The sequence below is a fragment of the Campylobacter sp. CFSAN093229 genome, from assembly GCF_011068225.1.
Lineage (GTDB): Bacteria > Campylobacterota > Campylobacteria > Campylobacterales > Campylobacteraceae > Campylobacter_D > Campylobacter_D jejuni.
Genome location: NZ_JAAMXB010000006.1, coordinates 34,260 through 47,352, shown reverse-complemented (window position 1 = coordinate 47,352; position 13,093 = coordinate 34,260). Strand labels below are relative to the sequence as shown.

Sequence of the window (13,093 nt, the reverse complement as noted above, 5' to 3'; positions counted from 1 at the left end):
TATTTATATTTTTTGTAGCATTTTGAAGTTATGTGCAGTTTGTTTAAACTGCACGGATTATTCGACTGTTACGCTTTTAGCCAAATTTCTTGGCATATCCACATCATTGCCAAGTCTTATGGAAATTTCCATCGCCAAAAGTTGAGTAATGACCATCATTTCAAAAAATTCACACATATAATGATCTTGCTCATTGGTTTTGATAAAATCATCACTTAAATCAAATTCTAAAGGTGAAATGCTAAGCACTGTAGAATCCCTAGCAATAAGCTCTTCAACATTTGATTTTGTTTTTTCATAAAGCATGTGCTTTGGCATTAAAGCTATAGTATAAAGCTTAGAATCAGCCAAAGCAATAGGGCCATGTTTCATCTCTCCTGCGGGATAACCTTCAGCATGAAGATAAGATAATTCTTTAAGTTTCAAAGCTCCTTCTAAGGCCAAAGGATAAAACACATCTCTACCTATAAAGAAAAAGCCGTGTCCATCTAAATAACGCTTAGATAAACGATGAATTTTTTCATGTAAAGCTTGTTTTACACTCACGCAATTTGGAGTATGTAAAAGTGCTTTAATTTCAGCAGAAACATTTAATTTTCTTTTTTGTGCCATAAAAATAGCAAGCATCCAAAGTGTTAAAACTTGAGTGGCAAAAGCTTTGGTTGAAGCAACTCCTTTTTCTATACCTGCACGAGTTAAAAGACTTAGGTGTGCTAAACGCACTATATTAGAATTATCCACATTACAAATTGCAAAAGTCTTAGCACCCTGCTCTTTTGCAATCTTTAAAGCCTCTAAAGTATCTGCTGTTTCTCCACTTTGAGAAATAACGATAAATAAAGAATCTTTTTTTACAATTGCTTCACGGTAGCGAAATTCACTTGCAATTTCTACTTTAGCTTTAACTTTAGCAATTCTTTCAAACAAATAAGCACTTGCCATTGCAGCATGATAGCTTGTTCCACAAGCACAAAGCGTGATTTCATCTACTTGACTTAAATCTTCATTGTTTAACTCATCAAAAACGACTTCATCGCCTTGAATACGCCCCATTAAAACTTCACTCATCACGCGACTTTGTTCATAAATTTCTTTTTCCATAAAAAAGCGAAATCCGTCTTTTTTTGCATAAGCCTTATCGCCTGAAAGCTTAGAAAAACAAAGTGATTTTAAAACATCATTTTCATAAACGACAAGCTCGTCTTTACTCGCGTATCCTAAACTTAAATCTTCAAGATACATTACCTCATCACAACTTCCTATCAAAGGTGCATCACCTGAAGAAAAATACCACTCTTTATTTGCATTTTTACCGATAATCAAAGGAGCGGCATTTTTTGCAAAATACACATGATTAGGATCTTTTTTTGTTACCAACAAAGTAGCAAAAGCACCGCGAAGTTCTTTGATGGTTTTTTGCCAAGCCTCAAAAACTCCCAAATTTCTTGCATAAAATTCAAAAAGCTGAACAATAACTTCAGTATCTGTTTGACTTAAAAAACTCACGCCTTCTTTTTCAAGTTTATCTTTAATTTCTTTATAATTTTCTATAATACCATTGTGAATCACACAAGAATACTGTCCTAAATGAGGATGTGCGTTGATTTCAGTAGGCTTACCATGAGTTGCCCATCTTGTATGACCTATAGCAAAACCATAACCTTGACTTTCAAAATCTGTGCATTTATTCGCCAAATTTTCAAGTTTTCCTACAGCTTTAAAAAAACTAAGCTCTCCTTCTTGCATCACTGCCATACCCGCACTATCATAGCCACGATATTCTAATTCTTTAAGTCCATTTAGTATAATTTGTTTTTTTTCATTATTTCCTATATAGCCTACGATTCCACACATTTTTTTACTCACTTATTAATAAATTAACTAACTTTTGCTCGCTATGTTTTAATTTTTCATTCTTTTGAAAAATAAAAATATTACGCGTCCTTTGTCTTATGGTTTGAATTTTTGCTGCACATAAAACAAGTTCAAGTTCATTAAAAACATTCATCAAATACGCCATTAAACCCTGCTGATCTTTAGTATTAAGACCTAATTTGGCATACATTTTAGAATAATTTAAGTCTAATTTTAACTCATCTTTTTTAATGATTGGCTTTTTAATTTTTTTCAAATTAAAACCAGAAAGATTTGAATTTAAAAGCTCGCAAAGTTTTAGTTTTTGCTCATCACTGATAATATTATCATATTCAAATCTTAAATAAATTTTATCATCAAAAAGTTCAAAAAAATTCATGAAAATAAGATTTAAATTTGTTAAAGAACTTAAAATAATGGCAATATTAAAATGAAGTGGTGCAACAATTTGCAAACTAAGATTTGTTTCATTACTAAACCAAAATTTAAAATCATTTTCTTTGGCTAATTTAGAAATCATAACAATATCTTCAAAAGTATTTTTTATAATAAAAAGATTTGATTTGATATGTATGATTTTATCTTGCAAAATTTCATCTTGCTCTAAAAAAATCTTACTTCTTTTAAGTGTTAATTCTTTTTTTACTCTTCTTGCGCTTTCTTCAAGTAGATTTTCATCTTCAAAACCTTGTTTTGCATTTTCTAAAAGTTTATCAAGAACTCTAAAATAAAAAGCATTATAATTTAAAGCCTTGGCCTTTAGCCAAGTTAAAGTATATAAAAGCTCTAAATTTTCTAAATTTTCTAGCTTAGAAACCAAGCTACTTACAACAATAGGATTGTATATATCTTCTTTTTCTACAAGATCTTTTAAGGCATTATTGTTTTTAAATATCTTAAGACCCCATTCTAAAATTTCATTCTTTAAATCAAATTTAGAGCAATACGCTCTATATATGCCTGCTAAAGAAATTTCATTTTCACTTTCTATAGCGCTTAAAAGTATCACAAGCTTTAAAATCATTTTTTCATCGGTTTTAAGTTTTTGGAGTATCTCAAGCTCATCTTCGTATTTTTCAAATTCACTTAACATAAGAAAAACTTGCTCATCAAAACTATAATTTCCTTCTTCATCACTTAAAAAACGAACTGTCCAAAAAGGCTTGCATAAATCTTTTAAAATTCCACTATCAAGCAAAAGTTTTAAAACACAAAAACTATGCCTTTTATAAAAAATTTTCTCAAAAAGTATTAAAGCTTTTTCTATATCTTTTTTACTGTATTTCAATCTTCTTAGGGCAAAAACCAAGTTAAGATCGAAAATAACCTGTTTATCTTCAAGTTTTAATAAGTATTCTAAAACTTCCACAAGAGTTTTAAATTTATATTCTTGTTTAAGAGTATGATTTAATCCATCTTGAATTTGCTTTGCTAAAAAGTGTGTATAAAAACCTATAGTATGCATACTTTGTAAAGCCTTTTGAACCAACAACTCATTTGCTCCAAAATGTTTTTTAGCTTTTTTATACATTAATTCACTCAAATCATGAACATTAATAAGTAAAAACTCATCCTCATCTTTAGCACTTAATAAATTCATCGCTGATTTTAAAGAAAGTAAAAAATCTCCAGCTAAACGCAACTCGCTTAAATTTTTTTCATCTATAAAATTTAAAGCATAATTTTTTGGAGAAGTCTTAAAAAGAACAAGCAAACTCTCTAAGAATCTTAAATGATTTAATCCGCCAAAATCTTTTAAGATATTAAATTCCTGTTTTATAAATGGAATATCAAATTCTTTAAAATTTTCTAATAAAAGCTTGGCAAAATCATTTTTATTTTCTTTTAAAATACTCTCAAATTTTATCTTAATCCCTTTAAATAAAATCCTAGAACCACATATAAAACGAGTTTGTATTATAGAAGTCTTAAGCTCATTGCTAGCATTATAAAGTCCATTAAATTCTAAGATAACCGAATCAATTTGCAAATGCGCATCATTTAAAATTTCAATAAAAGCCTTAATCATAGGTTTTAAATGAAAAGCCTTAATATCTTTATAAACAAAAATCAAAGAAATACTTTCATTAAAACAAAGACTATTATTTGCATATGCTTTACTTGCTAAAACACAAAAAGGGATATTATCACTTGGAGGTAAAAAATCATCAAAATAATCTTTAAGAACTATATCATAAGCTTTTTTTATGAAATTATCCATATTTTTAGAATGATATAAGCTAAACGCCCCTTGCTTAAGAAAAAATTTTCTACAACTTTGGGTATAGGAACTAAGATTTTTTTTAAAAATTTCTAATTCTTTATTTAACAAAATTTCTACTCTCTTTAAATTTTAATATTTTAATAATAATCTTAACAAAAATATCTTTTATTTTGGCTTTTTCTATAAACTCTTTTTCAGTAAGCAAAAATTATAATGCTTTATTTAAAAACAACAAAAGAGTAAAATTAAAATGAAAAATTTAATTACCAAACTAGAAAATGAAGAAAGATTAAACCAAGAAGAAGCCAATGCACTTTGGGATCTAGATCTTTTTACCTTAGGTAAATACGCTCACAAAAAACGCACCAAACTTCACGGAAAAAAAGTTTATTTTAATATCAATCGCCATATCAACCCAACTAATATCTGTGCAGATACCTGTAAATTTTGCGCCTTTTCAGCACACCGTAAAAATCCTAATCCTTATTTGATGACTCATGAAGAGATTATGAAAATTGTCGATGAAACCGTAAAACGAGAAACCAAAGAAGTACATATCGTTTCAGCTCACAACAAAGATACAACTTGGCAATGGTATTTAGAAATTTTTAAAATGATAAAAGAAAAATATCCTAATCTTCATGTAAAAGCTATGACTGCTGCTGAGATTGATTTTTTACATCGTCGTTTTAAAATGAGCTATGAAGAAGTGATAGAAAAAATGCTTGAATACGGCGTTGATTCCATGCCAGGCGGTGGGGCTGAAATTTTTGATGAAGAAGTGCGTAAGAAAATTTGTCATGGAAAAGTTAGCAGTGAAAATTGGCTTAAAATTCATAAACTTTGGCATGAAAAAGGCAAACAAAGTAATGCTACCATGCTTTTTGGGCATATAGAAGAAAGACATCACAGGATCGATCATATGTTAAGACTGCGTGATCTTCAAGATCAAACCGGTGGATTTAATGCTTTTATCCCTCTAGTTTGGCAAAGGGATAATAGCTTTATACAAACTGATAAAATCATGGATAGTGAAGAAATTTTAAAAACCATTGCCATTGCTCGTTTAGTGCTTGATAATATTAAAAATATCAAAGCTTACTGGGCAACAATGACTTTAAATTTAGCCATGGTAGCACAAGAATTTGGAGCTAATGATTTAGACGGTACCATAGAAAAAGAAAGCATACAAAGTGCAGGTGGTGCAAAATCTGCTAAAGGCACAAGTTTAAAAACTTTTATCGATATGATAAAAACTTCAAATCTTATTCCTGTAGAACGCGATAGTTTATATAACGAGCTAAAAACCTACTAAGGAGAAAAAATGGACTTTTTTAAACTCAAAGAAAACAATACGAGTTTTAAAACCGAAGTTATAGCAGGGCTTACTACTTTTTTGGCTATGGTTTACATTATCCCCGTAAATTCTAGCATAGTAGGAAATACAGGAATGCCCATAGAAGCTTTAATCACCGCAACAGCTTTAATTACCATAGTTGCAAGTGCTTTTAATGCTTTTTTTGCCAATACTCCTGTAGCTATGAGTGTTGGAATGGGTTTAAATGCTTATTTTACCTTTGCAGTTTGCTTGGGTCAAAAAATTCCTTGGCAAAGTGCCTTAGGAGCTGTTTTTATTTCAAGTATTATTTTTCTCCTACTTTCTTTTACGCATTTTCGCCTTTGGGTAATCCGCAATATCCCAAAAGATTTACGCCTTGCAATTTGTGCGGGCATAGGTTGTTTTATTGCATTTTTAGGCTTAAGTCAAATGGGTGTGATTATGCATAATAAAGATACTTTAGTCAGTATAGGAAATTTTAAAAGCCCTCATATGCTTTTTGGAATTTTCACTCTAGCTTTAATCATCTTTTTTTGGGCTATAAAACTTCGTGGAGCTTTTATTTTTGGGGTATTAGCAAGCTCTATTATCGCTTGGATTTTCCATTTAGACAATGCAAGTTTTCCTGTGCAAATCTTTTCTTTGCCAAATTTTAGTATGGAAAATGGTTTAGGAGCCATCTTTTTACAACTTGATATCAAAAGTGCCTTAAATATTACTATGATACCTATAATTCTTACTTTTTTTATCACTCAACTTTTTGATAGTATAGGAACTATCACAGGTGTGGGTGAAAGAGGAAAGATTTTTGATGATCCAAAAAATGGAGAAAAAAACTAAGCAAAACCTTAATGGCAGATGCAACAGGATCAGCCTTAGGAGCTATGACAGGTACTTCTACGGTTACAGCTTTTGTAGAAAGCACTACAGGGGTTGAAAGCGGTGGAAGAACAGGACTTACAGCTTTAGTTGTAGCTATTTGTTTTGCTTTTACACTTTTTTTACTGCCACTTTTTAAAGCCATTCCTGCAAACGCAATATACCCCGTACTTGTAATGGTTGGAATTTTAATGTTTATGGAAGTTAAAAATATAGATTTTAAAGATAGTGCTATAGCTGTAGCAAGCTTTTTTACTATTATCATGATGCCTTTTACTTACTCCATCACCACAGGTTTTGCTTTTGGTTTTCTTTCTTATTTACTTGTAAGAATTTTTAAACGCGAATGGGATAAAATCAATCTTGGCATTATAGTTTTAAGTTTATTATCTTTGGGTAATTTTTTACTTATGACACTACAATAAATAAGGATATATAATGATATTTTACTCCTATGAAGAATTTAAAGAAGATGTAAAAATTCTTGCTAAAAAAATTAAAGAAGATTTTAACCCCGATGCACTTTTAGCTATAGCAAGAGGAGGGATGAGTTTAGGACACTCTTTAGCAGTGGCTTTAAAAACGCGTCAGCTTTTTGCTTTAAACTCAATTCATTACGATGATACGAAAAAACTTGATATTATTGAAATTTTTAACATTCCTGATTTAAGCAAGCACAAAAAAATTCTACTCATTGATGATATAGTAGATAGTGGAGAAAGTTTAGCAGAAATAAAAAAAGTTTTGCTTGAAAAATTTCCTCATATCGAACTTAAAATTGCAACCATTTTTTATAAAAAAACTGCTCTTTTAGAGCCTGATTTTAAAGTAAAAGAAGCTACTGAATGGGTGGATTTTTACTGGGATATAAATCTTGATTAAAAATTTGCTATAATTTTACTTTTAAAATTTTTAGGAGTTTTTGCTTGAGAATAAAATTTATATCTTTTATTTTAATTTTTTTTACTATTTTTGCTTTTGCTAAAGAACAAAATTTAGATGATTTTGAACAAGAATACCAAAACTATCAAGTAAACGATCCACTTTCAGGATATAACAAAGCTATGACAAGCTTTAATGTGGCTTTGTATGATTATGGTTTGCGTCCCGTTCTTAAGGGCTATAACGCTATCACTCCTGAATTTATAAGATTAGGGGCAAGAAATTTCTTTGATAATTTACTTGCTCCTTTGCGTTTTGTAGGCAATGTTTTGCAGTTTAAATTTGAAGAAGCTGGAGAAGAATTTAAAAGATTTACCGCCAATACTATCATGGGTTTTGGTGGACTTATGGATGTGGCATCAAAAATGGGTCTTAAAAAACATCCCGCGGACTTAGGAACCGTTTTGGCTCACTGGGGTGTAGGAAGCGGTTTTCATATTGTCTTACCTATACTCGGCCCTAGTAATCTTAGAGACACTCTTACTTTACCTGCAACTTGGTATGCAAGTTTTACCGCTTACATTGATCCTACTTGGGCAAGTATAGCTATAAGTGCTTATGGATTTGGTAATGAACTTAGTTTTAGGCTTGATGAAATTGATGAAATTTATCACAACACGCCTAATTTATATCCATTCTTGCGTGATGCTTACGAGCAAAGACGCAATGAACTTAGCAAATAAAGGAAATTAATGAAAAAAATATTTTTAATCTTGACTTTATTTTTTAATGCTTTTGCCTTACAACTAGATGAAATTTCTAGCACTATGCAAAAAAACATTGATGCAAGCTTAAAACTTTTACAAGATAGTAAAGAAGATAAAAAGCAAGCTGCTAATGGAATTTTTAAACTTTTTGATAGCATAATTGATTATAAACTCATGGCAAAACTGAGTCTTTCGAAAAATTATTCTAAATTAACCCCAAAAGAACAAGAAAAATTTACCACAGCCTTTGAAACAAGTCTTAAAAAAAGTTTTACCGATAAACTCAGTCTTTATAAAGATCAGGTTTTAAAGGTCAAAAATGGTGAGTTAAAAAATGAAAAACGCTATTTTTTAACCACTTCTATGGTAGTAGATGGGGAAGAAAAAAATATCATTTTCAAATTTTACAATGATAATAACAACTGGCTTATTTATGATGTAGATGTTTTAGGTGTGAGTATAGTACAAACTTATAGATCACAATTTGGAGATATTTTAGCCAACCAAGGCTTTGATGCCCTACTTCAAAAACTTGAAAGTATTGTCATAGAATAATGTTTGCAAAGCTTTTAAAGTTTTTTATTTCTCGTCCAAAAAGTACTTTTTTTGGAACGTTGTTTATATGCCTGTTTTTAAGCTTTTTTGCTTTTAAGCTTAGCGTAGATGCAAGTGCTGAAAGTTTACTTTTAGAAGATGATGCAGATTTAAAAACTTTTAGAGAAATTTCAAAACATTATAAAAGTGATAATTTTTTACTTTTAGCCTTCAAACCCTATGATGAAAAACCTTTTTCAAATGAAAATTTAGCCAAATTAAAAAAACTTCATGAAGAATTAGAAAAAGCCCCTTTAGTAGAACGCGTTTTTAGTATCATCAATGCCCCTTTGCTTCAAAGTTCGCAAAATACGGATTTAAAAGAACTTTTAAAAAATATCCCAAATATAGAAAGCCAAGATATAAACCGCACAAAAGCCCAAAATGAAATTTTAAATAGTCCCTTTTATAAAAATAATATCATCTCAAAAGATGGAAAAGTAACAGGGCTTATTATTTACTTAAAGCCTGATACAGTTTATAATAATCTTATAGAAAAACGCGATCTTGCTACCGATGAAAAAGAAAAAGATCAAATTCGTCTTGCCATAAAAGAACATCAAGACAAGCAAAAAGTTATCACGAAACAAAGTCTAGATACTATTAAAAGCATAGTTCGAAATTATGAAAAAAATAAAGATACGCTCTACCTTGGTGGCGTAAGTATGATCGCTGATGATATGATAGCTTATATAAAATCTGATCTTGTGCTTTATGGTGTTTCTCTTGTATTTTTACTAGGACTTGCACTTTATTATTTTTTCCGCTCATGGCGCTTTGTTTTTTTACCTCTTTTTATTTGTTTTATAAGCTTAAGTGCGGCTAGTGGAGTTTTTGCGCTTTTAAATTTTCAAATCACGGTTATTTCATCAAATTACGTTGCTTTGGTTTTAATTATCACCTTAAGTGTAGTTGTTCATTTGATCACGCATTTTATCGAAAGCACCCAAAATCATCCCAAAGCTAAAGTTGAGCGCATAGTGCTTGAAACCTTACTAGCCAAAGCAAATCCTAGCCTTTATGCCATTGTTACAACGATGATAGGATTTTTTTCTTTAATCCTATCAAATATCGAACCTATCATAAAACTTGGCATTATGATGAGTATAGGCATAGGTTTAGCTCTTATCTTTAGTTATTTGTTTTTAGCAAGTATCTTGATTCTTTTAAAACCAAAAAATTATCATAAAAAAGAGTTTAAATTTAATCTTTTAGCCTTTTGTGCCAAAACCGCTCTTGATCCTAAAAAGCGTCGCATGATTTATGGAATTTCAGTTCTTGCTATAATCTTAGCTTTAATAGGCATTTCAAAACTCAGAGTTGAAAATTCTTTTGTCAATTATTTCAAAGATGGTAGTGAAATCAAAAAAGGACTTTTGGTTATTGATAAAAATCTAGGTGGAACCTTGCCTTTAGAAGTGATCATTCGTTTTCCAAATAATAAAAACGATCAAAATACAAGTGATACCCTTGATAGTTTTGAAAGTGAATTTGAAAATTTAGCCACACAAGAAACTTATTGGTTTGACTCTAAAAAAACACGTATTGCAAAAAAAGTTCATGAATTTTTAGAAAACAAAGAATTTGTAGGCTCGGTTTTAAGTCTTAATAGTCTTTTAACCCTAGGGAAAAATATCAACGATGGAAAAGAGTTAGATGATTTTGCCCTTGCGTTTTTAAATGAGAATTTACCTGCTAAATTTAAACAAGACTTGCTTTCACCTTTTGTAAGCATAGAAAATAACGAGTTAAGATTTAGTATGCGTATTATTGATTCTGATCCGAATTTAAGACGTAATGAGTTTTTAATAGATCTTAAAAAACAGCTCAACGAGCTTGTAAAAAACGATGGAGTAGAAGTTCAAATCACAGGCATAATGGTGCTTTATAATAATATGCTCCAAAGTCTTTTTTCATCGCAATTTGATACTCTTATATTTGTAATTTTAGCTATTTTCATACTTTTTATCATTGTTTTTAGAGATTTAAAATTTTCAGTTGCGGCTATATTGGTAAATGTTATTCCTTTAAGTGTGGTTTTTGCTCTTATGGGGCTTTTAGGTATTCCTTTGGATATGATGAGTATTACTATAGCTGCTATTGCTATAGGCATAGGCGTTGATGATGCTATACATTATATTTATCGTTTTAGGGAAGAAATTAAAAACAAAAGCCTAGAAGAAGCCATTATGATTTCTCACCTTAGTATAGGTTCGGCACTTTATTATACCACAATTAGCATAGTTTTAGGTTTTAGTGTTATGGTGAGTAGTAATTTTATTCCAACAATTTATTTTGGAATTTTAACCGTTTTTGTAATGATTTTGCTTTTAAGTGGAAGTTTGTTCTTATTACCAAGCTTTTTAATCACTATTTATTCTAAGAAAACCAAGTTTCCAAACCAATATAAAGAGCATATATTAAAACAATAATAGCTATATATTTTAAAAAATTTTTCATTTTTATCCTTTATTTAAAATCTTTAAAATGATTTTTGCAAGCTCTAAAGCTTTAAAACGATGAGAGATATTATTCTTCTCATCCACGCTAAGCTGGGCTAAGGTTTTATCAAAACCCTTTGGAATAAAAAGGCTATCATAACCAAAACCATTTTCACCTTTTTCTGTATCTATTACTTTTCCATGCATGGTTCCATGCGTACTAAATTCCCCCATCAAACCTACCATAGCAATAGCAGCAACATAATGCGCCTTACTTTGTTTAAAACCTTTTTTTATCATTTCATTAACAAGTTTATCACGGTTACTTTTATCATCGCCCTTACCACTAAATCGAGCAGAATAAATTCCTGGATTTCCTTCTAAAACATCTACGCAAATGCCGCTATCATCACTTAAAGCGATAAAATCTTTTTTTTGCTTTTCATTCAAAGTATTAAAAACCGCTCTTGCTTTAATCAAAGCATTTTCTTTAAAAGTTTTTCCATTTTCTTCAATCTCAAAAGGCGTTAAAACTTCATCAAAAGCATAAATTTCACAATCTTTTAAAATTTCTTTAAGTTCTAAAACCTTATGTTTATTGCTCGTAGCTAGGATAATCTTCATAACAAAAGCTCCAAAATAATATCAAAACAAAAATATGATTTTATAAAATTTATCCTTGTGCGTAGCTTTTAAATATCAAATGATAAAACGATGTTAATCAATGCTTAATCCATTTCATAGTAAAATTATCCTAATTAAATTTCAAATTTAATAGGAAATTGATAATGCTAAATAATGTCTTACCCTTATCTTTCATAGTTGGAACAAGATTTTTTGGGCTTTTTATAGTTTTGCCAGTTTTAAGTCTTTATGCTTTAAAACTTGAAGGTGCTAATGAATTTTTAGTGGGACTTTTAGTTGGTGTTTACGCCTTAACCCAAATGATTTTACAAATGCCTTTTGGGATTTTAAGTGATAAAATTGGTCGTAAAAAAACCATGCTCATTGGACTGATTATTTTTATAATAGGCTCTTTAATCTGCTCTTTTGCGGAAAATATCTACATCATGCTTTTAGGAAGAATGCTCCAAGGTGCAGGAGCTATTGGAGCTGTGGCTACAGCAATGATAAGTGATTTTATCACAGAAGAAAATCGTGGTAAAGCCATGGCGGTAATGGGTTCTTTTATAGGACTTAGTTTCGCAGCTTCTATGGTGATCTCTCCTCTAATGAGTGCAAAATGGGGTTTATCTAGCCTTTTTGATCTTAGTGCGGCTTTGTCTCTTTTATGTATAATTTTACTTTATACCGTTGTACCTAAAGAAAACAAAATCACTCATGAAAATGAAAAAACTCCTTTTTTTCATCTTATTAAACAAAAAAATTTAGCCCTTATGAATCTTACTAATTTCATGCAAAAAATGCTTATGAGTATAGCATTTTTAAGCATTCCTATCATTCTAGTAAAACATTTAGGTTTTGCTTCTGATAAACTTTGGATTGTTTATAGCGCTTCTATGGTAGCAGGTTTTATCGCTATGGGCTTTGCTGGAAGTTTAGGCGAAAAAAGAGGTTTAGCTAAACAAATTTTACTCTTAGGAATTGTTTTTTTCATACTTTCTTATCTTTTTTTTGCTTTTAGTAATTCTATGGATTTTTTTATCATAGCAGTTGTGATTTTTTTTATAGGTTTTAATTTACACGAACCTATTATGCAAAGTTGTGCATCAAAATTTTGTAAAGTTCATGAAAAAGGTGCAGCATTAGGGTTGTTTAATGCTTTTGGATATGGTGGAAGTTTTATAGGTGGTATTATCGGAGGGATATTTTTACATCTAGATGCCTTAAATCTTTTAGCTATTATTTTAGTAATTTTAGCTCTAATTTGGCTTGTGGCATTATTTTTCTTAAAAAATCCAGCTGATTTTAAAAACCTTTATCTACCTTTAGAAACGCCTTTAAATTTCAGTACTTTTGGTGAAAATTTAGGGGTTGTAGATATTTATAAAAACTCTAAAAATCTTGTTATTAAATTTGATAGCAAACTTACAAATAAAGAAGAATTAGAAGGCAAAATTAAGATCTAAAT

The 13,093-nt window shown here is 30.1% G+C and carries 9 protein-coding genes and 1 pseudogene; 7 read left to right on the top strand and 3 right to left on the bottom strand.

Annotation, left to right across the window (positions count from 1 at the left end; all coding sequences use genetic code 11):
- Positions 1 to 57: 57 nt before the first annotated feature.
- Both glmS and FBE93_RS03955 read right to left on the bottom strand, forming a co-directional pair.
- A complete protein-coding gene (gene glmS, locus FBE93_RS03960; RefSeq protein WP_002932892.1) occupies positions 58 to 1,854 on the bottom strand; it encodes a glutamine--fructose-6-phosphate transaminase (isomerizing) in 1,797 nt (598 codons plus the stop codon).
- Positions 1,855 to 1,858: 4 nt separating this feature from the next.
- Positions 1,859 to 4,207, bottom strand: a complete 2,349-nt coding sequence (locus FBE93_RS03955; protein WP_002932899.1) for a hypothetical protein — start codon at positions 4,205 to 4,207, stop codon at positions 1,859 to 1,861.
- 142 nt (positions 4,208 to 4,349) lie between these two features.
- Here FBE93_RS03955 and mqnE point away from each other — a divergent pair, with 142 nt between their 5' ends.
- The 6 genes and pseudogenes from mqnE to FBE93_RS03925 all read left to right on the top strand — a co-directional run bounded on the left by mqnE (position 4,350) and on the right by FBE93_RS03925 (position 10,992).
- On the top strand, positions 4,350 to 5,414 hold the full coding sequence (mqnE, locus tag FBE93_RS03950; RefSeq protein WP_002862042.1) for an aminofutalosine synthase MqnE: 1,065 nt from the start codon (positions 4,350 to 4,352) through the stop codon (positions 5,412 to 5,414).
- Positions 5,415 to 5,423: 9 nt separating this feature from the next.
- Positions 5,424 to 6,742 (top strand): annotated as a pseudogene (locus FBE93_RS03945) (NCS2 family permease).
- Positions 6,743 to 6,755: 13 nt separating this feature from the next.
- Complete coding sequence (locus tag FBE93_RS03940; protein WP_002932910.1) at positions 6,756 to 7,199, top strand: phosphoribosyltransferase; 444 nt, start codon at positions 6,756 to 6,758, stop codon at positions 7,197 to 7,199.
- 44 nt (positions 7,200 to 7,243) lie between these two features.
- Positions 7,244 to 7,942, top strand: coding sequence for a VacJ family lipoprotein (locus FBE93_RS03935; protein ID WP_002932912.1), 699 nt, complete (start codon positions 7,244 to 7,246; stop codon positions 7,940 to 7,942).
- A 9-nt stretch (positions 7,943 to 7,951) separates the two neighbouring features.
- Positions 7,952 to 8,521: a phospholipid-binding protein MlaC gene (locus FBE93_RS03930; protein WP_002932914.1), complete on the top strand. Its 570-nt coding sequence runs from the start codon at positions 7,952 to 7,954 to the stop codon at positions 8,519 to 8,521.
- On the top strand, positions 8,521 to 10,992 hold the full coding sequence (locus tag FBE93_RS03925; RefSeq protein ID WP_134249864.1) for an RND family transporter: 2,472 nt from the start codon (positions 8,521 to 8,523) through the stop codon (positions 10,990 to 10,992). Before FBE93_RS03930 ends, FBE93_RS03925 begins: the two co-directional genes overlap by 1 nt.
- 30 nt (positions 10,993 to 11,022) lie before the next feature.
- Here FBE93_RS03925 and rdgB read toward each other — a convergent pair whose 3' ends face one another.
- Positions 11,023 to 11,625 (bottom strand): RdgB/HAM1 family non-canonical purine NTP pyrophosphatase, encoded by a 603-nt coding sequence (rdgB, locus tag FBE93_RS03920; RefSeq protein WP_165434195.1) that lies wholly within the window; start codon positions 11,623 to 11,625, stop codon positions 11,023 to 11,025.
- A gap of 164 nt (positions 11,626 to 11,789) precedes the next feature.
- On the opposite strand from rdgB, the gene FBE93_RS03915 reads away from it, so the two are divergent.
- Positions 11,790 to 13,091: an MFS transporter gene (locus tag FBE93_RS03915; RefSeq protein WP_002932920.1), complete on the top strand. Its 1,302-nt coding sequence runs from the start codon at positions 11,790 to 11,792 to the stop codon at positions 13,089 to 13,091.
- Positions 13,092 to 13,093: the final 2 nt, after the last annotated feature.